Annotated in this window: 26 protein-coding genes and 1 pseudogene; 12 read left to right on the plus strand and 15 right to left on the minus strand. The window is 44.7% G+C overall.

Annotated features, from left to right (window positions below; translation table 11 throughout):
* Positions 1–87: 87 nt before the first annotated feature.
* The gene (locus R7F67_RS03465; protein WP_213906632.1) at positions 88–546 is read left to right on the plus strand and encodes a GNAT family N-acetyltransferase; all 459 of its coding nucleotides are present in this window, start codon (positions 88–90) and stop codon (positions 544–546) included.
* 34 nt (positions 547–580) lie between these two features.
* Here the strand turns inward: R7F67_RS03465 and R7F67_RS03470 are convergent, their stop codons facing one another.
* Positions 581–1,093, minus strand: a complete 513-nt coding sequence (locus R7F67_RS03470) for a DUF2799 domain-containing protein (RefSeq protein WP_054730098.1) — start codon at positions 1,091–1,093, stop codon at positions 581–583.
* A 259-nt stretch (positions 1,094–1,352) separates the two neighbouring features.
* Between R7F67_RS03470 and R7F67_RS03475 the strand changes: the two genes are divergently transcribed.
* The 4 genes from R7F67_RS03475 (at position 1,353) to R7F67_RS03490 (ending at position 5,336) form a co-directional block, all read left to right on the plus strand.
* A complete protein-coding gene (locus R7F67_RS03475; protein ID WP_238764912.1) occupies positions 1,353–2,063 on the plus strand; it encodes a response regulator in 711 nt (236 codons plus the stop codon).
* On the plus strand, positions 2,063–3,505 hold the full coding sequence (gene creC, locus R7F67_RS03480) for a two-component system sensor histidine kinase CreC (RefSeq protein ID WP_318056966.1): 1,443 nt from the start codon (positions 2,063–2,065) through the stop codon (positions 3,503–3,505). Before R7F67_RS03475 ends, creC begins: the two co-directional genes overlap by 1 nt.
* 75 nt (positions 3,506–3,580) lie before the next feature.
* Positions 3,581–4,921, plus strand: a complete 1,341-nt coding sequence (creD, locus tag R7F67_RS03485) for a cell envelope integrity protein CreD (RefSeq protein WP_258475377.1) — start codon at positions 3,581–3,583, stop codon at positions 4,919–4,921.
* On the plus strand, positions 4,908–5,336 hold the full coding sequence (locus R7F67_RS03490; RefSeq protein WP_053303880.1) for a DUF2809 domain-containing protein: 429 nt from the start codon (positions 4,908–4,910) through the stop codon (positions 5,334–5,336). The genes creD and R7F67_RS03490 overlap by 14 nt, the downstream gene beginning before the upstream one ends.
* 507 nt (positions 5,337–5,843) lie before the next feature.
* Here the strand turns inward: R7F67_RS03490 and R7F67_RS03495 are convergent.
* A complete protein-coding gene (locus R7F67_RS03495) occupies positions 5,844–6,518 on the minus strand; it encodes a fructose-6-phosphate aldolase (protein ID WP_054576623.1) in 675 nt (224 codons plus the stop codon).
* Between the two features lie 258 nt (positions 6,519–6,776).
* Here R7F67_RS03495 and R7F67_RS03500 point away from each other — a divergent pair, with 258 nt between their 5' ends.
* Together R7F67_RS03500 and R7F67_RS03505 are read left to right on the plus strand one after the other, a co-directional pair.
* Positions 6,777–7,718 carry a glycyl-radical enzyme activating protein gene (locus tag R7F67_RS03500; RefSeq protein ID WP_025768602.1) on the plus strand — a complete coding sequence of 314 codons (942 nt, stop codon included), beginning with the start codon at positions 6,777–6,779 and terminating at the stop codon, positions 7,716–7,718.
* A gap of 2 nt (positions 7,719–7,720) precedes the next feature.
* Positions 7,721–10,159 (plus strand): formate C-acetyltransferase/glycerol dehydratase family glycyl radical enzyme, encoded by a 2,439-nt coding sequence (locus R7F67_RS03505; RefSeq protein ID WP_054576597.1) that lies wholly within the window; start codon positions 7,721–7,723, stop codon positions 10,157–10,159.
* A gap of 84 nt (positions 10,160–10,243) precedes the next feature.
* On the opposite strand, the gene R7F67_RS03510 is transcribed toward R7F67_RS03505, so the two are convergent.
* On the minus strand, positions 10,244–10,789 hold the full coding sequence (locus tag R7F67_RS03510; RefSeq protein ID WP_054576598.1) for a TetR/AcrR family transcriptional regulator: 546 nt from the start codon (positions 10,787–10,789) through the stop codon (positions 10,244–10,246).
* 99 nt (positions 10,790–10,888) lie between these two features.
* On the opposite strand from R7F67_RS03510, the gene R7F67_RS03515 reads away from it, so the two are divergent.
* The 4 genes and pseudogenes from R7F67_RS03515 to R7F67_RS03530 all read left to right on the plus strand — a co-directional run bounded on the left by R7F67_RS03515 (position 10,889) and on the right by R7F67_RS03530 (position 12,434).
* Positions 10,889–11,362 (plus strand): HPP family protein, encoded by a 474-nt coding sequence (locus tag R7F67_RS03515; protein WP_005374998.1) that lies wholly within the window; start codon positions 10,889–10,891, stop codon positions 11,360–11,362.
* Positions 11,363–11,500: 138 nt separating this feature from the next.
* Complete coding sequence (locus tag R7F67_RS03520) at positions 11,501–11,716, plus strand: TIGR02450 family Trp-rich protein (RefSeq protein WP_005374999.1); 216 nt, start codon at positions 11,501–11,503, stop codon at positions 11,714–11,716.
* A 112-nt stretch (positions 11,717–11,828) separates the two neighbouring features.
* A complete protein-coding gene (locus tag R7F67_RS03525; protein ID WP_005386881.1) occupies positions 11,829–12,206 on the plus strand; it encodes a PH domain-containing protein in 378 nt (125 codons plus the stop codon).
* Between the two features lie 10 nt (positions 12,207–12,216).
* Positions 12,217–12,434 (plus strand): annotated as a pseudogene (locus R7F67_RS03530) (DUF6500 family protein).
* Here the strand turns inward: R7F67_RS03530 and R7F67_RS03535 are convergent.
* The 9 genes from R7F67_RS03535 to fliD all read right to left on the minus strand — a co-directional run bounded on the left by R7F67_RS03535 (position 12,431) and on the right by fliD (position 19,062).
* Positions 12,431–12,718, minus strand: a complete 288-nt coding sequence (locus R7F67_RS03535; protein ID WP_005375002.1) for a hypothetical protein — start codon at positions 12,716–12,718, stop codon at positions 12,431–12,433. The pseudogene R7F67_RS03530 and the gene R7F67_RS03535 overlap by 4 nt on opposite strands.
* Before the next feature lie 77 nt (positions 12,719–12,795).
* Positions 12,796–13,791 (minus strand): flagellar motor protein MotB, encoded by a 996-nt coding sequence (locus R7F67_RS03540; RefSeq protein WP_005375003.1) that lies wholly within the window; start codon positions 13,789–13,791, stop codon positions 12,796–12,798.
* Positions 13,791–14,648, minus strand: a complete 858-nt coding sequence (gene motA, locus R7F67_RS03545; protein WP_005375006.1) for a flagellar motor stator protein MotA — start codon at positions 14,646–14,648, stop codon at positions 13,791–13,793. Before motA ends, R7F67_RS03540 begins: the two co-directional genes overlap by 1 nt.
* Before the next feature lie 10 nt (positions 14,649–14,658).
* Positions 14,659–15,387, minus strand: coding sequence for a FliA/WhiG family RNA polymerase sigma factor (locus tag R7F67_RS03550; RefSeq protein ID WP_005375008.1), 729 nt, complete (start codon positions 15,385–15,387; stop codon positions 14,659–14,661).
* A gap of 12 nt (positions 15,388–15,399) precedes the next feature.
* A complete protein-coding gene (fliL, locus tag R7F67_RS03555) occupies positions 15,400–15,900 on the minus strand; it encodes a flagellar basal body-associated protein FliL (protein WP_005375011.1) in 501 nt (166 codons plus the stop codon).
* A 22-nt stretch (positions 15,901–15,922) separates the two neighbouring features.
* Entirely contained in the window at positions 15,923–16,996 is a 1,074-nt protein-coding gene (locus R7F67_RS03560; RefSeq protein ID WP_258475376.1) for a flagellar hook-length control protein FliK, read from the minus strand.
* Positions 16,993–17,313: a hypothetical protein gene (locus R7F67_RS03565; protein WP_005375013.1), complete on the minus strand. Its 321-nt coding sequence runs from the start codon at positions 17,311–17,313 to the stop codon at positions 16,993–16,995. Before R7F67_RS03565 ends, R7F67_RS03560 begins: the two co-directional genes overlap by 4 nt.
* Positions 17,297–17,683, minus strand: a complete 387-nt coding sequence (gene fliS, locus R7F67_RS03570; RefSeq protein ID WP_005375014.1) for a flagellar export chaperone FliS — start codon at positions 17,681–17,683, stop codon at positions 17,297–17,299. Before fliS ends, R7F67_RS03565 begins: the two co-directional genes overlap by 17 nt.
* Positions 17,684–17,715: 32 nt before the next feature.
* On the minus strand, positions 17,716–19,062 hold the full coding sequence (gene fliD / locus R7F67_RS03575) for a flagellar filament capping protein FliD (protein WP_318056960.1): 1,347 nt from the start codon (positions 19,060–19,062) through the stop codon (positions 17,716–17,718).
* A 416-nt stretch (positions 19,063–19,478) separates the two neighbouring features.
* Between fliD and R7F67_RS03580 the strand changes: the two genes are divergently transcribed.
* Positions 19,479–19,766 carry a hypothetical protein gene (locus R7F67_RS03580; protein ID WP_005375016.1) on the plus strand — a complete coding sequence of 96 codons (288 nt, stop codon included), beginning with the start codon at positions 19,479–19,481 and terminating at the stop codon, positions 19,764–19,766.
* Positions 19,767–19,836: 70 nt separating this feature from the next.
* On the opposite strand, the gene lafA is transcribed toward R7F67_RS03580, so the two are convergent.
* The 3 genes from lafA to flhA form a co-directional block, all read right to left on the minus strand.
* Complete coding sequence (gene lafA, locus R7F67_RS03585; protein WP_005375019.1) at positions 19,837–20,688, minus strand: lateral flagellin LafA; 852 nt, start codon at positions 20,686–20,688, stop codon at positions 19,837–19,839.
* A gap of 301 nt (positions 20,689–20,989) precedes the next feature.
* Positions 20,990–21,760 (minus strand): EAL domain-containing protein, encoded by a 771-nt coding sequence (locus tag R7F67_RS03590; RefSeq protein ID WP_005375023.1) that lies wholly within the window; start codon positions 21,758–21,760, stop codon positions 20,990–20,992.
* A 19-nt stretch (positions 21,761–21,779) separates the two neighbouring features.
* Positions 21,780–23,870 carry a flagellar biosynthesis protein FlhA gene (gene flhA, locus R7F67_RS03595; protein ID WP_005375024.1) on the minus strand — a complete coding sequence of 697 codons (2,091 nt, stop codon included), beginning with the start codon at positions 23,868–23,870 and terminating at the stop codon, positions 21,780–21,782.
* Positions 23,871–23,898 lie beyond the last annotated feature (28 nt).

A 23,898-nucleotide genomic window follows, 5' to 3' on the forward strand; every position in this document is an offset into this window, starting at 1 on the left:
TAGGTATCTTTGAGTTTTGGGATGGACATTTAATTTTAAAACATATACTTAAGGTGACTTAGATAGTTAAAAGCCAAGGATGGAAAGATGAGGATTGAAATCGACAATTTAGAACGGTCGCAAGTGATAGCGCTGTTGGAAGGACATTTACAGGACATGTACGCCACGTCACCACCAGAAAGCGTGCATGCGTTAGATTTAGATAAGCTCAAAGCGCCAGAAGTGACATTTTGGACCGGATGGAAAGGTGAGCAACTGCTTGGGTGTGCGGCGATTAAAGAGTTGGATGACCAACACGCGGAGCTGAAATCCATGCGCACCACGCCTACGGCAAGAAACCAAGGTGTGGCATCTCAATTATTGATTCATGTGATTGAGCAAACGAAGCAAAAAGGTTTGCAGCGCTTGAGTTTAGAAACGGGCTCGATGGAGTTTTTTAAACCAGCGCGCCTGTTGTATGAAAAGCATGGCTTTGTGTACTGCGAGCCGTTCGGGGATTACGAACTCGATCCGAACAGTCAATTCATGACCCTAGAACTGAGCTAGGGCCATGAATTTTTAGAAGCTAAATCCAATCGATTTAGAAATTCAGATTCAAGTTGATGGCTGGCGACAAGAGGCTTGAACGCTCGTCAGCCAATCGCTTTCTCTTCTCTTTCAGTCTCTTGGCATTATCTTTGTCTGGATTGCCATCAAGCTGATTATCGATGACCGAGATTTCAGTATCGATTTGTTGGATGCGTTGCTGGCGTTGATATTCTTGATGACCTAACTGGTAGTTCTCAATGAACTCTTTGCTGCTGCACACACCGTAGTATTCTTTGCCTTCGATACCGACAGTGTACCCATTGTCTGGTGAGCAATATTGGATAGTGCCTTTATCAAAGCCTTCTTTCCATTTCGCTCGGTCGGGTGTCACACCCGCTTCACCACAGTCTTCGGTATAGCTATTGATAATGTTTGGATCGTTGCCATCTCGGCCATCTTGATAACCTACGTTGTACCAGTTTGCCGTTTTGCACTCATCCGGAGACATGCTGGCGCAACCTGAGAGCAAAGTCAGTAAAGCCAGGGGGATTAGCGCTCTTTTCATCAGTGACTGTCCTTTAAATAAAATCGAATTGATAACTTGAGTTTAAAATGAACACTGTTCATATCAATGGTTGAAATCATTGTATTCACAATTGTGGTGACTCATTAATCTAAGTGATAAATTTATTATGCTGAATAGAAGTGTGTTTGATTAGTATTATCCACGAACTGCGCCTTTGCTGCATCAATCCACTAGCCTTGGCCCCAAATTAAGTGATAATACCAACATAAAGATAAACACCGTCAATGAGGCTAAGACATTGAGCGAACAACCCACCGTCCTTATTATCGAGGATGAATCTGCTATCGCAGAGAACCTGATTCATGTATTAGAGATGGATGGCTACCACGCAGAGTGGTTTGCAACAGCAGGAGAGGGCTTAGCTTTTTTACAGCACAACTCCGCAGCGTTACTTGTCTTAGACGTAGGCTTACCGGATGGCAATGGTTTTGAATTGTGCAAAACCATCCGTGAGTTTTCTGATATCCCCATTATCTTTCTCACAGCAAGAAGCGATGAAATTGACCGCGTCGTGGGCTTGGAGATTGGCGCGGATGATTACGTGACTAAGCCATTTAGCCCGCGCGAAATGCTGGCGCGCATTAAACTTCGAATCAAAGCTAAAGCGCCAATGATAGAGCACAAACCAGAGCCTGTAGCTGTTCCAGAACAACCTCATTTGAACCATGATTTAGTTGCGCAGAACTTCGACTACGGTGTTGGCGGGCAAATGCTTGGGTTAACTGCGGTCGAATTTAAGATTCTCGATAAACTGATTTCTGTCTCTTCCAATGTATTGAGCCGAGAGCAACTTATGGTCGCTGCTGACATGGCGCCGGAAGCTGCGTACGAGCGCAATATTGATACCCACATCAAAGCCATTCGCCATAAGTTGAAGCCGTTTGAGATGTCTGAACGCATCTGTACCAAGCGTGGCTTTGGTTACTTTTACTGCATTAAAGGTGAATGATGAATCGCTGGCCGAAGATCCCGCTTGGACTCAGACTGTTTTTTCTCTACTTCATCTTAGTCGGAATGACGGCTTACATGGTGAGCAAAACGGTCGTCCTAGAACTCAAGCCAACCGTGCGTCAAACCACTGAAGAGACGCTGGTGGATATGGCGAACTTGCTCGCGGTATTGGCAGAAGAAGATGTTGCGAACGGAAAGTTGTCTGAGAGTCGCTTCTCCAAACTACTAGCGGCTTATGGGCAGCGAGAACCCCAAGCGCGCATTTGGGAAATTGGCAAAAAAGCGATTAACCATCGAATTTACATCACCGATAAACAAGGCATTGTGATTGCGGATTCTTGGCAGCAAGACGTAGGCAAAGACTACTCGCAATGGAACGATGTGTATCTCACGTTGCGTGGTCAATACGGCGCGCGCAGTACCATCGAAGACCCGAAAGATCCGCTCTCAACCGTTATGCATGTTGCTGCGCCCATTTACCACAAAGGCGAAATCATTGGCAGCGTGACGGTGGCAAAATCCAATCGCTCCGTACAGCCCTTCATCGATCTTTCTAAACGCAATGTGCTGTTTTGGATGGTATGGATGAGTGGTTTAGTGCTATTGGCAGGGGCATTGTTTGCTTGGCGAATTCACTCGGCACTGAACAAGCTAGAAGACTACGCGACCAAAATGGGTGAGGGTGAAAAGGTCTCTAAGCCGACATTTCGTATCTTTTATGAGTACGGCACGCTAAGCGACGCATTAGAGAAAATGCGCAATCAGCTCGATGGTAAACAATATGTGGAAGAGTACGTACAGACGCTGACTCATGAGCTGAAAAGCCCGTTATCAGTGATTAAAGGCGCGAGTGAAATATTGCAAATGCCGTTGCCTGAAGAAAAGGTCACGCGCTTTGCTGGCAACATTGAGCGAGAAAGCGACCGCATGCAGTCATTGATTGATAAGTTGCTAGAACTGGCTCGTCTTGAAAAGCGCCCCGAGCTAGAGCAAGTCGAAGCTATCTCGCTAAAACAAATGGTCAATGAAGTGGTTGAATCGGCGGATGCGCGTTTGAGTGCTAAGTCGGTGATTGCCAACATCCAAATTGATGACCATCTCGCCGTGCTTGGTGATGCCTTCTTACTGAAACAAGCCGTTTTTAACTTGATGGATAATGCGCTGGATTTCGTTCATTCAGAGGGACGTATTGAATGGAAGGCTGAGGTCACGAAAGAGAAGCTGTGCCTATCGATTTTCAATTCAGGTCCTCACATTCCCGACTACGCGATGCCTCGTTTGACCGAGCGCTTCTACTCCCTCGCTCGGGAAAATGGTGTTAAAAGCACTGGGCTCGGGCTGAATTTTGTTGAGCAAGTGATCAAGCTGCACAAGGGTAAGTTGCAAGTAGAAAACGTCGATTCTGGCGTGAAAGTGACCCTGATTTTACCAACTCCATAGAAACTCCACATTAGCTCCATTTGTTCTCCAAATTGCTGATTTAGATTACTCCAATCAGCAAATGGAGAATGAAACATGAAAAAGATCCTCACTAACCAACTCGGCATGAAGTTCGCCTTCGTGCTGTTTTTGTTTGTCTTACTGCAAATCCCGCTTTCAATGGTCACAGGGCTGATCTCAGAACGCTCATATAGCCAAGATGAAGTCAGAAACGACATCGCACGCAGCAGCAGCGGCGAACAGCGCATCATTGGTCCATTCATCATGGTTAACTACACCGAAACCAGTTACCGAGATGACAAAGTACAGATTAAAGAGCGTCGTAAATTTCTTTTACCTAGCACTTTTGATATGAGCGCGAATCTGGACAGTTTTGAAAAGTACCGAGGCATTTACCGTGCGCGTTTATACAAAGCACAAGTGGCACTGAAAGGCACTTTCGATGCAGACGATCTCGCGGCGTTGCAGGGGCTTGATATTGACAACATGAGCCTAGTGGTTGGCATTGAAGACAGCCGCGGATTAATTCGTTTGGATGACATGACCATGGCGAGTGCTGACATCGAAGTCGCACCGGGAACGGGGTTAAATCAGTTACCACAAGGCTTCCACAGTGATCTGACACTTGCAGACCTAAACCCGGCACAATCTTTGGCTTTCGATCTTAACTTCTTGCTGCAAGGGATGGGTCAGCTTCAAGTCACACCAATCGGCAGTCAAACAACGGTTGAACTCTCTTCAACTTGGGCACATCCAAGCTTTATTGGTGATTACTTACCGGTGTCATCAGAAGTCTCTGAAGATGGATTTAACGCACAATGGGCGAGCAACAACTTCTCTACCAATATCGCGCAGTTGTTCCAAAGCTGTTTGTCATCGAATCACGCTTGTCACGAGCTTGAACAGCGACAAATGGGCGTAGATTTGATTGATCCCGTGGACCACTATTTGAAATCTCACCGAGCTGTGAACTATTCACTGTTGGTTATCACATTAGTATTTGCGAGTTTCTTCTTACTGGAGCTGTTCCAAGCGCGTCCGGTTCACCCAGTGCAATACGGCTTTATTGGTCTGGCTTTAGCGCTTTTTTATCTATTGCTGATTTCGATGAGTGAACACCTCGGCTTTAACTGGGCGTATGTGGTGTCAGCAGTCGCATCGACGGGGCTTTTAAGTGTGTACGTGAGCGGTATGTTGAGCAACACCAAACACGGCGCGATATTCGGAGCGTGTTTACTTACTCTCTACGGATTACTGTTTGGCTTGCTACAAGCAGAAAGCTACGCATTGGTGATGGGGACATTGCTGTGTTTCGCGATTTTGAGCTTCACTATGGTTATTACACGCAACATCGACTGGTACGCACGAAATAAGAAAGCGGAAGAAAGCGCAAAGGCGAATCATGAAGATGTTTAAACGAGCAATTCTCACTGGGCAGCCAAGCAATATGGTGGAAGAAACGTCTGCTATCCGCCTGCAATTTTCTGCAAAAAATGGACTCAAAAGCTTGGTGTGTTTTATCGCATTGGTCGTTATCGCGCTCTATGTTCGAGACAGCTTTATTCGTCCGACAGTTGGTGATGTTCTCGTTGTGGTTTGGCTCTACTACTTTCTTGCAAGCTTGTTCTCCATGCCCGTTAACTGGCTGGTTTCACTGGTGGTGTTGATTGCGTTTGCTGTTGAGTTAGGGCAATTGTTACAGGTCGCGGTTTGGCTTGGTATCGAATCTTCATCGCCTCTGGCTGTGATTTTGGGCGCCACATTTGATTGGAAAGATCTGCTGGCTTACTGCATCGGGGGTCTACTGTGTTGGTGGATGGAAAAGAAATGAAAACCGAGATGAAAGCCATTGCGCTACCAAACCGACTCCGCCATTCCAAACGAGGTATTCGTAAAAGGATCAAAATCAGTTTACTAAAGCGCGTGTACCTTTGGTCACTGACCAACAGAGAACTGCTGTAAACATCACCTCTTTATATGAAATACAAAAGGGAATCTCAAACTCACCGGCGCACAGGGTGAGTTAAGATTCCCTTTATTAATAGGGTCTATTGAGCTTTCAAGCTGATTTTTGCAGCTGTTTGTGGGTAATTTATATGAGGCAGAGACATTTGAAATGTAGTTGGTGTAACTGATAAGCCGGTAATGAAGTAGAAATGAACCACAAACGCTGCCCGAAGGGTTCGGCTAAAAGCGTTTTACTCTTTGTTGAGAGGTAATTGCTTAGAATGACTAGGCGGCAAACCTCTCGCCGCGATTAAAACGCTTTTATCTCGAACAAAATTTAACCATGAAAGTTCAATAGACCCTAACTAAGACATCTAGCTGCTACTTTTAATTAGCTTTCAAATGAAAGTTTATCGCCGAACGTCTCTTTCCAGTCTTTATCGAACTGTTCAACCGCAGGTTTTACTGCTGGGTGAGCGAACATTTGTGCCGCCACATCGGTTGGTAATGTAATGGCTTCGATACCAAGTTTCATCACCTCCATCGCTTGTTGAGTGTTCTTGAAGCTGGCTGCCAAAATCTTCGCTGGTAGTTGGTTTTGATCGAGCAACAATTGAAGATCCGCGACCACTTCAACACCGTTGCCGTTCATCGCATCAATGCGGTTTACGTAAGGTGCTAGGTAGTCAGCACCGCACAGTGCCGCTAGGAAACCTTGTTGAGCTGAATAGATAGCGGTAGCAAGAACCTGAATTCCCTCTTTTTTCATTAGCTTAATTGCCGCTAATCCGGTTTCTGTGGCTGGCACTTTTACCACCATATCGTAAGGCAATTCATTCAGTTGGCGCGCTTCTGCCACCATGCCTTCGACGGTTGAACTCACGACTTGAGCGTGAAAGCGAGGTGTACCGCCAAGTGCTTCTTGCATGCCTGCTAGGGTTTTATTCAGTCCCTGTTTTGACTTCGCCAAAATGCTTGGGTTTGTCGTCACGCCTTTTAGCGGTAGGCATTGGTTAAAGCGTTTTACTTCTGCCACATCAGCAGTATCTAAATAAAGTTCGATCATGGTTTCTACCTTAAACAAAATCTTCGTTTTGATGATGGGATCACTATAGATCTGACAATCGAACGAGATCTTGATTTTGATCAATTGAAATTTCATTTGAAACTATAATAATTTCATTAAATGAAAGTTAAGTGAAACTTGTAAATGCTCAAATGAAGCTTTCAGTTCGAACAAAGAAAAGCCGTTCATAAGACTTAACCAGCACAAAAAGAAACGAATTAAGTAAAAGCGGTAGCACAGACCAAGAGGCAAGCAGAGATGTATTTCAATATTCAACGATTCTCTACCCATGATGGCGATGGCATTCGTTCCATTCTTTTTCTTAAAGGATGCAGCTTGTCTTGCCCTTGGTGTCAAAACCCAGAAAGCCGCAGCGAAAAGCATTCACTGCTGTTTGATCAGCGAAGCTGTATGGAAGGTTGCCAGCTATGCGTTTCTGCTTATCAAGCCACAACTCAATCCAGAGCGGATAGTGAAACGGTGAGCGATGGTATTCAACGCATCGACAACCAGATCATCATCAATCGCAAAGCCATCAAAGAAGACCAACTGATCGCGCTGCGAGACGTCTGTCCTACGCAAGCACTGACTGTCTGCGGTGAAGAGGCGAAATCAGACATGTTGTTCGACACCTTGATGAAAGACAAACCTTTCTACGACCAAAGCCAAGGTGGTGTGACCTTCTCCGGTGGTGAGCCACTCATGCAAGCCGATTTGGTAGCAGAGCTCGCACAGCGTCTGCATGACAACCAAGTCTCTACCGCTATTGAATCGTGCATGCATGTGCCGTGGAAGAACGTCGAAAAAGCCGCGCCGCATATTGATTGCTGGTTGGCGGATTTAAAACACACTGATGAAGAAAAGTTTCTTAGCTGGGCGAAAGGTTCACTAAAACGCATCAAAGACAATTTCCGAAAACTGGCACCTATCGCGAAACGCATTGTGATTCGCGTTCCCGTTGTGCCGGGGTTCAATGACACCATCGAAGAGTTGAAAGACATCATCGATTTTGCGGCTTCACTAGAAAGCTGCCAAGAACTTCACTTGCTGCCGTACCACACGCTCGGCATCAATAAATACCGTTTGCTCGATATGCCTTACGAGTGTTCTGACAAGCCATTAAACAAACCAGAACTGCTAGAAAGCGCCATGCAATACGCAAGCGAAAACACCCAACTTAACGTGATTGTAAGAGGTTAACTATGGACCTGAATTACCTTCCTGAGCGTATCAAAGCGCACAAATCGGCACTGGTAAATATCGTAACGCCACCTGTCTGTACCGAGCGTGCAGAGGCATACACTCGTGCTTATCAAGCAAACGAAGACAAACCTGTGATTGTCCAACGTGCGCTAGCACTGCAAGAGCACTTACGCACTCGTACGATTTGGATTAAACACGATGAGTTGATCGTCGGTAACCAAGCGAGCAAAGTACGCGCTGCGCCTATTTTCCCAGAATACACAGTGCGTTGGATTGAAGCGGAAATTGATGAGCTAGCCGACCGTCCTGGTGCAGGCTTTGCTGTTACTGAAGAAGATAAGCAAAGCATCCACAGCATCACACCGTATTGGCGCGGTAAAACTGTTCAAGACCGTTGTTATGGTTTGTTTACTGATGAGCAGCAAGAAATCTTAGCCAGCACCATCATTAAAGCCGAAGGCAACATGACTTCGGGTGACGCGCACCTTGCGGTGGATAACGAGAAAATCTTGAAGCTAGGCATGAACGGTTTGCTAGATGATGTTCGTCAGCACCGTGCTAACAATGATGTTTCGACCTTTGAAGGCTTGAAGAAAGAGCAGTTCTACAAATCAGTCGAAATCGTGCTGCTTGCGATTCAAGATCACATGCTGAGCTATGCTGAATTGGCGGCAAAAATGGCGCTAGAAGAGACGCGCCCCCTACGCAAAGCTGAATTAGAAAGCATTGCTGCAAACTGTCGTCATGTAGCAAGCCACGCACCAGAAAACTTCTGGCAAGCACTGCAATTGAGCTACTTTGTTCAGTTGATGCTACAAATCGAATCGAATGGTCACTCGGTTTCTTTCGGTCGTATGGACCAATTCCTAAACGAATTTTATGTTCGCGATATCGAAAACGGCGCGATTGAAAAAGACTTTGCACTAGAGCTTTTACAAAGCTGCTGGTTGAAGTTGCTTGAAGTAAACAAGATTCGCTCTGGTGCACACTCAAAAGCATCGGCAGGTTCTCCGCTGTATCAAAACGTGTGTATCGGCGGTCAGAAGTTGAATGAAAAGGGTGAGCCTGAAGATGCAGTGAATCCACTTTCTTGGGCGATTCTGGAATCTTGTGGTCAGTTACGTTCGACGCAACCTAACTTGAGTGTGCGTTACCATGAAGGTTTAAACCAAGAGTTCTTAATGGGCTGTATTGAAGTGATTAAATGCGGCTTCGGTATGCCAGCGTTCAACAACGATGAGATTGTTATTCCTGAATTCATCAAGCTTGGTGTAGAGAAAGAAGACGCTTACAACTACGCATCTATCGGCTGTATCGAGACGGCGGTTCCCGGCAAATGGGGTTACCGTTGTACGGGCATGAGCTTCATTAACTTCGCTCGTATCCTGCTCGCTTCATTGAACGAAGGTGTGGATGCAACAACGGGTAAAGCCTTCTTGCCGCACGATAAGTCATTAGCAAAAGGTAACTTTGAGAACTTTGAGCAAGTGACGGCTTCTTGGGCAGAGCAAATCCGCTACTACACCCGTAAATCGATTGAGATTGATACGGTAGTCGACAGTGTGCTTGAACAGCAGGCACAAGACATCTTCTGTTCAACGCTGGTGGATGACTGTTTGGCTCGCGGTAAAACCGTGAAAGAGGGTGGTGCGAAATACGATTGGGTATCTGGCTTACAAGTCGGTATCGCAAACTTAGGTAATAGCCTAGCAGCCATCAAGCACCTTGTTTTCGATGATGCGCAAATCACCCAGCCCCTTATCTCACAACAACAGCTAGCAAAAGCATTGGCTGAAGATTTCGACGGCATGGAGAACGAGCAGCTTCGCCAACGTCTTATCAACTTTGCACCAAAATACGGTAACGATGATGACGCGGTAGATCAACTACTGGCAGACGCGTACCAAGTGTACATTGATGAGCTAGAGCAGTTCGTTAATACGCGTCATGGGCGTGGTCCAATTGGCGGCGGTTACTACGCAGGTACATCAAGTATCTCGGCAAACGTCCCATTCGGTGCTTCAACCATGGCAACGCCAGATGGTCGTAAAGCGAAAACGCCATTGGCAGAAGGTGCGAGCCCGTCGTCTGGCTCAGACCGTTTAGGTCCAACGGCAGTGTACAACTCGGTCGGTAAGATCCAAGCGAACAAAATCCTTGGTGGCGTGCTGCTTAACCAGAAGTTAAGCCCGGCAGCGGTTGAGTCTGAAGGGGATAAACTAAAGCTTTCTATGTTGATTCGCACCTTCTTCAACCACCACAAAGGTTGGCACGTGCAGTACAACATCGTTTCTCGTGAGACCTTGCTGGCTGCGAAGAAGAACCCGGAGCAATATCGTGATCTTGTTGTACGAGTTGCAGGCTACTCAGCCTTCTTCACCGCGCTATCACCAGATGCGCAAGACGACATCATCGCACGTACTGAGCACGAACTGTAAGTACACTCACTAACTAAAACGAAAGGCACCGATTGGTGCCTTTGGTTTGAATACTTAATTCGCAAATGACTATACCTGAACGCATTAAAGCGTGTGCAAAATGGTCACGCATTTCTTCGTGACGTTGTCGTACTCTTTCGTCATGTAAGCGGTAGTGATCGCGCCCTCTTTCATGATGCAAATGGCATCAAGTAATGCAGCGTTGTCTGATTTGAGATAGCGTTGAATTAGCTCTCTGACTTGCTGCTTATGGTAGCGGCAATACGTTGCGATCTCGCCACTGTCGTCACTGAACTCCGCGGACGTATTGATGAAAAAGCAACCGCGAAACTCGCCCAACTTTTCTTCAGAGCCATGAAACCAGCCGTTGAGTGCAGTAAATAACTGATCGATCACCTCCGCGCACGTTTGTGCTGAAGAAAGCTTTTCCTCCAACCATTCCATAAATATTTGGTGGCGTTGTTCTAATGCGGCGATGATAAGCGCTTCTTTGCTCTCAAAATGGTTATATAGCGTGCGTTTAGCCACGCCGGAAACATTGAGGACTTCATTGATGCCAATAGAGTTGATGCCTTGTTTGTAAAACAGTGACAAAGCTGTGTCGATCAATAACTGTTTCTTTTTGTTCATAACTACGTCCTCAAAAAGTTCCATAAACACATATTGACAAGGGTAGACAGATTTGTCTATTTTATTTTGTAGACAATTCGGTCTACTTTTGAGGTGTTTATGAATAATTTAATTTTATCTTTGGTCGCGGGGCTTGGCGCTACGTTGGCTATTGGTGTGTTGTCTTACGCCGAGGTATCTCTTACTGAGGTAGTACTTCTCATGGCGCCATTTGGTGCTACGGCGGTGTTGGTGTTTGGGGTGCCTAGCAGCCCTCTCGCTCAACCAAAAAACGTGATCATTGGTCACTTCATTACGGCATCTATCGGTATTGCGTTTAGCCAGTATGTTGACGTCACGCCGGTCACGCTCGCGATTGCGACGGGGCTAGGTGTGTCTGCGATGCTGATTACGAAGACCACTCATCCACCTGCGGGGGCAAATCCAATTTTGATCATGGCGTCTGGGCAGGGATGGAGTTTTCTCTTCACGCCTGTCCTGATTGGCGCGGTAGTGATTGTTCTGGTCGGTAAAGGGTTACAGTTGCTACAAAGTCAGTACTTAAACCCTCGACTGAATGGTCAGAAGACCTAGTCGGATTGTAGTTAGAGCCGCGAAAGGGAGTGATCTCTTTTGCGGTTTTATCTTTTGTCGGTTTGCAAAAACAAAATCTGATTCTCTCTTGGTATTCAGTCGTATACATCAACATGGTAGTTAAATTGGTACAATGCGATGAACAGAATCCACCCTAAGAAACTATTGCACAGTAAATGGACGGCAATTTCACCTAAAAACAAAGAGAAGCATTTTGTCGTGACGGAAATGGAACTAGATGAAGATGGTAACGTTGTGAGATGTGTCATCGAGGCAGTCATGAGTAAACGCGACCGAGAGATGAACTGGCAAGACCTAAAAGACTCTGAGCAATGGATGCAAGGGTGGAAGTGAGTGACGCTTCGTTGTTGGGCGAATCAAGCAGAAACGTGCGTTGCGAGTAGGCAAAAGTGGTGCTATCTGATACGTTGATAATTCGTTCTAACGCCCACTCAAAGGATTAATTATGATTGATTTCGACAATTCCTCTGTATTTAAGCTTAAGCCGATTGACGTTTCTAATGCCAGAGAAGACTTCCTTAAGTTCTTGATTGATGGTGAGACTATTTTCGCTGCTTTTAAAACAGTTCGTGACCAAGTGGTGTTTACGAACAAGCGAGTGATAGCGGCAAATGTGCAAGGGATTACCGGCTCAAAAGTGGATTACACTTCTTTGCCTTACAGTAAGATCAATGCATTTTCTATCGAGACCTCTGGTACTTTTGATTTGGATTGTGAAATCGAGTTCTTCATGAGTGAGGTGGGAAGAGTGCGTTTTGAAATTAAAGGCTCGTTTGATTTGATTTCTTTCAACCGTATGGTTAGTGAGTATGTACTAGGTTAAGGGATTAGAAATGAGAGCTTCGCTGAGAGACAAAATTATAGAGGTCTGTGACAAAAAGATCGCGAGTAAAGGTGAATTGGTTGGTCTCTCATTTTATGCGTTTTTCGCTAATAAAAATGACGACCCAGAGCTGTTGATGGAAGCGGCTACGTGGTGGATTCAGACTCATCAGCTCGACCACTTCGAAAAGCAGTAAAAGTAAAATCAATGGTCGAGTCGGGGAGCTAAATTAAAAAAAAGAAGTAAAGAAAGCAGACAAATGCTAATAACGTTGCGGACAAAACAGGGTAGATAATGTAAGAGTCCTGCTTGTTGGTTCGTTGAAAACATAGCGAAACAAGTAAGACGTTATAAACTACAAGTAACAAGCTGATCATGGTTCCGCTGTTTAATGTCATACTTGATAGCTGAGTTAAGAAAAACGCCAATAAAAGGTAATCGAAGACAATGAGCCATAAAAAGGCTTTCTTCAGTAAGTCGCTTTTTCTTTTTTCGGATGATGTTATGTGCATATAGAACTCAACTAAAAAGTCACAGTAACAGAGGCTTTGGTTAGAGAGGTCACCATCAGAGTGGTGACCTTTTAAGATTATAATTCTTGAATTTTTACTTCGCTGGTGGCGGTATCGCCGGAGTAATTGATGACTTCTTGACGAATGACTGGTTGGTTGAATTCAGCCTTATCTTTCGCTTTTTGCAGTTCGCTTTCTTGGTGGTTGCCAAAAAGGGTCTCAAGCACTTTAGCGGCAGGAGTCGTTAAAACAAACAGCTCAATACGACGGTTTTCGCTAGAATCTGGCTCATCAGGATTAAGCAGCGCTCTATCTGACATACCCGTTACCTGCATTACTCTATCATCCGGCATACCGCCTTCAACTAACGTATTTCTTGCTACGTCTGCTCGAGAGGCTGATAACGCCCAGTTAGATTGACGACCAAAACGCTTTTTAAATGGAATTGCATCTGTGTGTCCGCTGATGATCAGAGGGTTGTTAACACGATGAAATACAGGTGCTAGTGCGAGCAGTAAATCTTCAAAAAAAGGAGTAAGTTCTGCACCACCACGGCTGAACATATGCTGTTTGTAATCATCTTGAAGGACAATACGCAAACCTTGTGGTGTCACCGTGACGTTTACATTTCCCTGCGCATTAATTTGGGCAGTCATTTGCTCAATTACTTTCGCTAGTGCGGCAAGTTGCTCTTGAGTATCGAAGTTACCAGGAATCAAAGAATCAATTTCTGGTCCATCCCCATCACCTTTGAAGTAAGAGCTTACCACATGGTTGGAGTTGTGTTTACTTGGCACAGAAGAGTCCTGTGCCAAGTCGATAGGAGAAATACTTTGTGACGTATCAAATGGGTTGCCGTAACTCTTGTCGAATACGCTTGAACTATGCAAGTGGGCAACAATCGCTTTACGCTCTTCTTTGTCTACCACCTGCATAACCCAAAGTACAAGAAACAGCGCCATTAGGGCGATCATGAAGTCAGCAAACGCGACTTTCCACGCGCCGCCATGAGACGACTCATCATGGCTGTATACTTTGGCACGTTTGAACACTACATGCTCTTGTTTTTGCATTATCCCTCCTGTTCAGCTAACCACTTCTCCATTTGGTTGAATGTTGGTTTGATGTCTAGCTGAATATGTTTACGACCAGCGTCAATGGCGAGCAATGTCGGCTTTTTCGCTACGTAGGCAACCAAGGTTGCACGAACGCACTCAAAAGCAGTCATATTACGTTTTACTCGCTGAGCCATGGCGTTACTTAGTGGATCTAAGCCACAGTAACAACCGAAAATACCAATGAATGTACCAACGAGAGCTGCCGCAACGTGATAACCAATCATAGCGATTGAGCCATCAATAGCTTGCATGGTGATAATGATGCCACCAACTGCTGCAAGAATACCGAAGCCAGGTAGTGCTTCAGCTGTACGCTGTAGTGAGCGTGAAGGTAAAAGCATTTCGTTCTGTATTGCTTCGATTTCTTGCTCTAGCAGTCCCTCTAATTCATGAGGCGACATCTGTCCCATTGCCATTAAACGTAAATTGTCAGTAATGAAAGAAATTAGGCGATGATCTTCTGCGATCGTCGGGTAAGCGAGGAACATAGAGCTTTGCTCCGGAGCCTCAATATGAGAATCCAGAAACTTGTATCCGCGGTTTCTCGCTGTCTCTAGCAAGTTGTTGAGTAGTGCCATTAATTCCATGTAGTACTCATGCTCTTCTGTTGGACCTTTAATGGTCGCTGGCACTTGGCGACGCATTTCTTTCAGTACATGAGGCGGATTACCGATGATCAGAGAACCAGCAGCGGCGCCAATAATGATAAGGAATTCGGCTGGCTGCCAGATAGCACCTAAGCTACCACCGGCCCACATATATCCACCGAAGACGCACACCAGGATAGTGAGCACTCCAAAAAACTTTTGCATCTTGTGACTCCTAAGAGGACATTAATTGGTTGAGTTGTTTCAGCGCTTGTTTGTGAAGCTGACATATACGAGGTGGTGTCAGATCCAATACCAGAGCTATTTCGTGTAAGTTGAGTTCATGTTGATAGAACAGAGTCAGGAGCAGTTGATCGCGCTTAGGTAATTTACCCAAAGCACTGTCTAAACTACGACGAATATGTTCATGTTCCATGCCATCGTATTGCCCGCCAATGTAGCTATCACCGCTGCTCTCCATCAGTTGGTCAAGGCTTTGCATCTCGCCTGCGAGAGCGGCATTTTGGCGGTTGTAATAATCTTGCTCATTCGTCCCTAAAGCCTGGATGATTTCGGCATCCGTTGGCATTCGACCTAACGTTCGAGTGAGATCTCGAGTCACGTCGTTGAGCTCGTGGGCTTGTTGACGAGTTTTACGTGAACGCCAATCTAGTCGGCGTAATTCGTCTAAAATAGCTCCCCGAACTCGACAAACGGCGAAAGCAGGAAAGTGAGGATCGTCAACATCGCCATATCGGCGTCCAGCCTCGACTAGAGCGATAAGGCCTATCTGCTGCATATCTTCAATACTACAGTGAGAAGTGGCATGAACGCGCAGCTGGTTAACTACGCGTTTTACCATGACCTGATGACGTTGTAGCAATGCGTTTTCATCAATTGGTCGTGACGGTGTTGTCACTTCCTCTTCTGTGGTGTAAGTGTCTTGTACATTCATGTCTAACATGGTTGTGCTCCGTTATTGCACAACATATTTAGTCAACAAAACATCGTCGATTTCTCGGACGATGTCTGTTTTAGCAAAAGCGAGTAGAAGCGTTTGCTTCACTTCGTCTTGCAGAATATCGATGGCACCCGCTTGCTGTAACTGATCAAACGTTTTGTCGCTAAACAGTTTTAATAGAGAGTTTTGTACCATAGGCATGTATTCATCGATCTCTTTGATACGCTCTGGACGGCGTGTCTCAATTGCCAGTTCTAGCATCACAAAGTGAGTCTGTTTCTTGCCTTTAACGGTCAAAACGACTTTGTCCAAAGGATGGAAGCTAGGACCTTTACTTGTCGGTTGTTCTGTGACCAAAAAAGACAGTGGAGAGTCTTCGATCAGTGAACCAGAGTCAGGTGACTCTTGAGCGTGTTTGTTTAAGTACCAGATTCCGCCCATAATTGTGACGGCCGAAACGAGGGCACTGGTGATGATCATGGCGATAAACAGGGCGATCATTTGTTGTTTGGTCATAACCTTTTTCCTCGAAGATTCACTAAGCTTGAGTGCTTAGCCAGTGTTCTGAATAGTTAGTTGTTGTCGTGGTTTGGAATGCACTAGATTCTCGTGCGGCGAAAATATTGGTGTCTTCTTCGTTTGCATGTGGGTCATTTCGACCTTGGTTTTGATCAGAGCCAACATTGACATCGACATGAACGAAGTTTTGCTCTTGTAACTCAGTACGCAATCGTTCCGAAACTTGCATTAAAGCTTCTCGTGTTGCTGCGGCATTGGCGTTGATGTGGACACTTAATCGGTCACCTTCAACACGTACAAGTAAATCCAGTTTCCCCAAGTCTGGTGGGTCTAGGCGGATTTTTGCTTCTTGTACATTTTGTTGAGCTTGGAGCGTCACGCGATCATGTAATACTTGCATCATTTGCTCTCCCCACTTTCCGGCAGTGGTATCAACACGCACTGCTGCCCACTCAGAGCCTTGAGCTTGAACATGACTCGTCGCAACCGGTGAATGTGCAGGTTGTGTTGTAGGAGCTTGTGCTTGAAGTAGAGAGGCGGTTGGTTGCCCTTGAACAGGTTGATTCAAAAGAGTTTGAAACTCAGCACCGGAGATAGGCAAACGCGAACTCGATGAAGTCGGCAGACTTTGCTTCACATCTTGTTTTGATGATGTGTTTAGCATGGCGTTAGACGAATCTTGAGTAACAGACTTAACTTCGCTCGCAGCCATTAAAGATGACGCTTTTCCTAGTTTCTCAGCCTGCTTCTCTGCCATGGTAATCATACCCTGGGTTAAAGCTTGAGCTTGCGCTGCAAGATCAGTCGATTCTGTTAACCCTGGTGTACTGGTCAAGTTGGCATCCGGATCTGAAGCTGAGCGGTCATCAGTATCAAAACCATGACTTTGTACTTTGTTTGCGCTGTTCAAAGTAGAGGCCGTAAGGTGAAAACTCGGTACCGCTGACGCAGAGTTAAAGTCTTGCTCACCATTCTGCTTGTTCCCTGATTTAAAACCATGAGAAAAGCCGTGTACCGAGTTCGCTTGCTTGATGTGACCCTCATTGTTAGCTGGCGAATTACCCGAGTGCTGAGTTGAAGAAGGTATGATCATTGAGTTAGCTCCATGGTCATTGCTAATTGATAGGCCATAGCGCGTTCTTGATGGTCATTGACCATGTTCATCTCTTTTTTCAACTCGTTGGTCGACTTCTCTAATACTGCGAAGGCATTAGCGTGCACTGTTTTCGCTCGCTGGATTTCAGGTGCAAGCTTAGGATCTTTCAAAAAAGGCTTGTGACTGATCAAAAGCTCTCGCAACTGCAAGTCGTACCGCTTGAGCGCATGCCAATCGGCCGTTTTTGCGGCGAACTGGATGAGCTGAGATAAATGACGGAATCGCTCTGGCGATACTTTATGCTTGTTGTCCAAAATTCATCCAACCTTCACGAATGTTACCCATTACACGCTCAACGTTAACCAAGCGATTTGCATCGTTTTGCACGCTAGCGTAATAAAGTTCGACTTGGCAGAAGTCATACAGCTGGCGTAGGTTTTCCGCAATTTCACCGCCGTTTTCATCATCTAAAGCACTTGTTAGTCCAATCAAGATGTTCATGCATTTGTTGATTCCATTCCCTTTCTCGGCCAAACGATTTGCGGCTAGGTGGCCGCGAATACGTTCAACTTCATCGAGTAGGCCATCGATTAACATGATGACCAATTGGTGTGGATTTGCTGCTGCCGCTTGAGCGTCGAGATCGACTTGTTGGTACGAATCGTAACCAGAATCCATAAGCATGAATATTTCTCCTAAATTTGGAACCAAATGTCTTATTTTTGAGCATTAAACATGGACATGGTTTGGTTCATTTGGGTCATAATTGAATTCATTTGAGTGAATTGTTTGAGATAGCGGTTGTACGACATTTCGTACTTACGCTCTAAATTGGTTTGTTTATCTTTGATTCGGTCTAAGCTTGACTGTATTGCGTCTTTACGCGTGCTGAAGGTACCTGATGAGAATTTCAAGAAAGGCTCTACCATCGCGTCAAGAGAATCTAGCAAAGCGTCATCCCCATTAAACAACGCCTCTAAGCCTGCGCTGTTTGTTTGTTGAGCTTCTTTGAACTTTTCTTGATCAACTTTCATTTTACCGTTGCGGTCTAGGCTCACGCCGATTTCGCTTAGGCGCATACCATTGTGTTCACCTCGGATTAACCCCGTTAACTGACTCTCAATAGAACGCAATGTCGAGTCGCTAGCGAGCACGCCGCGTTTCTGATCTTCACCGCCAATTTGGGTGTACTGATCGATAGTCGAAACAAGGGCATTGTAGGTTTCCACAAACTTATCTAGTTGTTCTTTAGTGCCTTTGCTATCAGCTCCAATTTTTAAACCGATTGGCGAATCTCCCGCGGCTTGCGGTTTAGATACGGTAATGTCAACACCGTCGATGACACCTTCAAAAGTATTACTTGCGTTGGTTAGTTTCAGGCCTGAGTCTTTTGCACCTAGCCACATAACCGCATCTTGTGGAGCGTTAATTTGCTTGAGGTTGGTGAAGGCGTCTTCAAACCAAGCTTGGCCAGTACCCGTTGCAGATACGTTGATCTTATTTTCGACACCAGTCTCAGTGCTCGATAGCATAAAGTGTGTTTGACCATTCGAGCGAACTAGAGTGGCGTTAACGCCAGGGTTATCCGTGTGATTGTTAATCGCACTGGCTAAATCGCTGATCGTTGCTGTGCCGTCACCATTAATATCAACGGAGGACAAGTCTAGAGTCATTGTTTCACCGTTGATGGTGAATTCTAAAGATCCAGTTGTTGGTACTTCTGTCGTTGCCTCAAGGTCTGCAGGCATACCTGTAGATACTTGATGCGCCGTTGCCACTTTTTCTACAAAAATCTGATAGTTACCCGTTAGCGCTTTAGCATCCGCGTTTGCAGTAAAGTTACCTTCTTGAGAGAGTGTCGCACTGTTTTTGATGATGCTGTTTGTGCTGTTATTCATCTCTTTCATTGCAGTACGAAAATCACGTAGTGCGCTTTCAACTTTATTAAAAGCTGACAGTTGTGACTGGTACACATTAGCTTGCGCTTGGTAACGGTTTTTGAATGGGTTTGTGTCCAATTGTGCGAATTGGGTTGCCATTTTTACTGGGTCTAAAGAACTCATGAGGTGTGCTCCTCTCATCTCTTATTGGCTTGAATACTTTGAATGCTACGCCTTAGTTTAATTATCAGTGGCAAGATGCGTGCCGTATATTAAATTCAATTAAAACAAAGGTTTAAATCTATTTTGTTTTCTTGGGAGGAAGTGGTGTTTCCACCTTGTTTGTTCCGCCTTCCTCCATGGAAAAAGTAATTTCCTTATAAGAAAAGGCGACCTAAACAAAGAAAATATTTAATTGTATTGACGGTTCTAATTAGGAGAGATGTTTTAATTAGACGTTATATTCAGCCTTTACTTCAGCTTGATTCAGATAATTCTTACAGAGTGTATTAATTGCGTTCTGATATTATTTTTGATAGTGCGATGTGCAAGTGTTCTCACTAAAAATTAAATTTTTTACGTTTCAAAGAATGTCAGTTATGAATGAATTTGCGTTGCGATTGATGAAATGTGCTCGTGCATATGAAGAGTTCATTAACAAAAAACTATTAAGTAAACAGAGCATCAATTCTGATGAGATAGCTAGTATCTTAAAGGAAGCTAAGTTCAATTTTCCTGAACTTAGAGATAGTAAAATAGGAAGCAAATTAGAGACGATAGAATTAGAACTGTTTAATAAGGTTTTATTTAATATTATGTTGAAATTCGGATTCAGAGTGCCTGAATCTCACAAAGATAATACGAGCTCTATTTATATTCGTAGATAAAAATAAAGCCTTCCATAGGAAGGCTTTATAATTAAGACGATTTAAATTAAGCGCACTATTAACTAAGTAATTAGCGTAGTAGTGACATTGCCATGCTTGGAAGCTGGTTAGTTTGAGACAGAACAGTTGTACCTGCTTGCATCAACATTTGGTTCTTCGTCATGTTTGAAGACTCTACTGCAAAGTCTGTATCCATGATACGACCTTTAGATGCTGTAACGTTTTCTACCATGTTACCAAGGTTAGCCATTGTGTGCTCAAGACGGTTGATGTTCGCACCGAAGTCTGCACGAGAGCTACCAATTTTTTCTACTAGACCGTCAGCGCCGCTGATTTTGTCTAGTGCTGCTTTTGCTTTAGTCGCGTCATCGATACCATCTGTAATTGCTGCATCAGCAAGGATAGTAGTGATTTCACCGATACCTGCGCTTGCGCTTACAGTCAATGTTTCAGCAGAAGATGCACCGATTTGGAATGTTACGTCACCTGCACCGAAGCCGCCGCCTTTAAGAAGGTTTTGACCACCGAACTTAGTGTTGTCTACGATGTTGTTTAGTTCTGCAGTAAGCTGTGTGAACTCTTTGTTAAGAGACGCACGGTCTGTTGCACTGTTTGAACCGTTCAACGATTGTGTAGCAAGGTCGTTCATACGGTAAACGATGTTTGTCATTTCATCCATCGCACCTTCAGCAGTTTGCATCATAGAGATGCCGTCTTGTGCGTTACGCATTGCTACTGACATGCCGCGTGTTTGCGCTTCTAGACGGTTAGCAATTTGAAGACCAGCAGCGTCATCAGCAGCTGAGTTCACACGGTAGCCTGTGCTTAGACGTTCCATTGCTGTGTTTAGAAGTCCGCTTGTTGTGTTCATTGTGTTTTGAGTTACAAGCGAAGCGTAGTTAGTGTGCATTGATAAAGCCATCTTAGTCTCCTTAGTTAGTCACTATATCTTTCAGGCCTCGGGATATTCCCTTGTCACTAACTAGAGGCGGTCGGTCGGCTTTAATGATTAATTTGAAAATTAAAAAATTTCTAAAAAAGATAAAAATTGATGATTTTTAGTGATTTGTATTCCATGAAAACCGGGAAAATCATCATATAAGCCTAAATTTTTTAGTTAAGTTAAAGAAACTATTGCCCAATGATCTTGTGGTTATCCGTTATAAATAAAAAAACAGCACGAATAAATCGTGCTGTTTTAAATATAAATGGTTGAGTTTCAACTATTCCTCATCAAAAGACTGAAAGGAGAGAGAGGTTGGGATATCGCTGAAATAACCAAAATAATAACTGGCACCCAATAAACGATAGCGGTTAAGTTCCGTTTGACTCGCTACACGTCCGGCAACCCAAGTATATTTATGCTTTCTTAAGAACTTAGCAATAGGTAGGAAAGCGTGTCTTTCTTCTTTATCCTCTAGTGTGACTGACAATTTGATCATATCGGGACTAAAGTCTGCGACGCGCTCGAAGTTCACTTGCGATGTCGCGACTTCAAACCAAAGTGAATATGCATTCTCTTTTAACTTTTTGGTGAGTGTGGCGACTTTATCACGATCACATAACGTTTCATCAGCTTGAAGAGAAGGAATCACATGTTGAAAAGCAGAAGAGTGGAATTGAATCGTCTGTTCGAGAAAATAAACCCCAGGCTCCCACAGTAATGCATCCACGCGAATCGGCACGACAACATTACTAATCAAGTCGTGGTGAAAGGCTTCTAACTGAAATTGTGTTTGTCTTAGTGCAAGGTAAAGACTGAACAAATCCAGGCAGTACTGCATTTGTTCAGAGAGTTTGAATTGATAGACACTTTGTTCTCCACGCATACCAAATCTCAACGTCAGGTGTTGGAATTCTACTTCCCCTGATTGAGCTTCCCTAATTGCTTGGCATGCGTGTTGGACATCATTGTGTTTTAAAGCATCAAAGACTAATTGATCGTCATCCGTGACGATATGTTGTACTGCGAGGCCAACCAAATGTTCGTACATCGCATGTGTTGAAATAAGATTAACCAAGGTTTCCTACCACATTGATTTGTTTGTTTTCTGGGATTTCGTTGTAAGACAATACTGCCAGCCCTTGTGTAAATGTACGAGCGTAACGCGCTAGAAGAGGGCGCAGCTGTGGCATAACGAGAAGGATCGGAGGTAGCCCCTGTTGCTTAAGCTGTTGTCTGATCAATGGCAAGTTTTGTTGGAACTGACCAAGAATGTTTGGCTCAATTGGGAAGCTATCTAGTGTTACCGTACCAGAAGATTGTGCTTGTTGCAGTGAAGTTAGTAGCATTTGTTCTAGCTCATCAGACAGTGCGTAGACATTTAACTCGTTCTTTTGTCCTGCAATTAAGTTAACAAGCGTACGCTTTAGTGCACAGCGCACATCAGATGCAAGTAGGATCGGGTCCTTTGTATTTTCCGCGGATTCCAACATTGTGTTGGCAATCGTGCGAATATCTTTTAGTGGCACTTGGTCCAATAAAAGCTGACGATATACTTTCAGCTGCTGTGCTGGATTAAGTGCTGCTGCTAATGCTTCTGCTAGTTTCGGGGCTTGTTGTGTCAAACGCTGGGTTATTGCTTCCACATCGTCGTGCGTAAACAATTCTGCAAGGTTTGTCTTCATGATTTTACTAATATGAGTGGCTATAACAGTGCCATCGTCGACAACTTGGTAACCCATATTAAGTGCTTTTGCTTTATCTTGATGCTCAATCCACACAGCTGGCAACTGATAAGCAGGATCGCTACCCAAAATGCCATCTACCTCACCGTAAGTTTCGCCAACCGCTATCGCCATTAAACGCTCTGGTTCAATAAAACCTTGCTCAATGACTTCGCCATTTAGAGAAATTGTGTATTGGTTTGGCTTGAGGCTCAGGTTGTCACGAATACGAACTTCAGGTAATAAAAAGCCAACTTGTTCAGAAAGGTTTCGACGCACACCGCGGATACGTTGTGATAAAGGAGCCCCTTGTTCTTTGTTGACTAGATGGACGAGTCGGTAACCAAGCGCAAGTGATAATGTTTGGACGTGAGGAATATCATCCCATGTCAGCGGTGTATCATCGTCTTGCATTGCTTGTGAAAGTGCTTCGACCTCTTCAATCTGGGAGTCTTGCACTGGCTTCTTGGTTTGACGCCACCCTGCGAACGCTAATGCGCCAGCAAACGCAAAAAAGGCTAGGTGTGGCATACCCGGTACCATACCGATTACCGCCATAATACCTGCGACAGTAAATAGCGTTGCAGGAGTTGCCAGTAATTGCTTTTGCATGGTTTCCGACATGCCATTATCGCTATCATTAATTCGCGTAACGATAATCGCGGCAGCCGTTGCCAATAGTAGTGAAGGAATTTGAGCAACTAGACCATCACCGATTGTGAGTAGGGCATAAGTTTTAAAGGCGTCAGACGCAGCGAGTCCATGCTCGAAGACACCAATACTAATACCACCAATGATATTGATAAACAGAATCAACAAACCTGCGATGGCATCGCCACGCACAAACTTTGATGCACCATCCATCGAACCATGAAAATCGGCTTCGTTGGCGACTTCTTTACGGCGTAAGCGAGCCGTTTCCTGATCGATAAGGCCAGCGTTTAAGTCGGCATCAATTGCCATTTGTTTGCCTGGTAAAGCATCCAACGTAAAGCGGGCTGAAACCTCAGAAATACGTTCACCACCTTTGGTGATTACGACGAAGTTGATGATCATCAAGATGACGAACACCACCATACCAACGACATAGTTACCGCCAATGACGACTTCACCGAATGCTTGAATGACCTTACCCGCTGCGTCACCACCATTATGTCCTTCTAGGAGTACAATTCGCGTAGAAGCCACGTTCAATGTGAGACGTAATAATGTTGCGACCAGCAAAATAGTTGGAAAAACAGAGAAATCTAATGGTCGCTTTGCGGTTGTGCTGACCAGCAATACTAGGATTGCTAAGACGATATTAAAGGTAAACAGCGCATCCAGTAGCAGAGGAGGCAAAGGAAGAATCACCATTGCTAATATCATTAGCAAGACGATTGGAATGCCAACGTAGCCTTTGGTTGATGTTTGAAGTTGTTTTAACCGGTTAAGCATACTTTCGTGTCCTTGGATAAACGCGGGT

The sequence above is a fragment of the Vibrio sp. YT-17 genome, assembly GCF_033337375.1.
Lineage (GTDB): Bacteria > Pseudomonadota > Gammaproteobacteria > Enterobacterales > Vibrionaceae > Vibrio > Vibrio alginolyticus.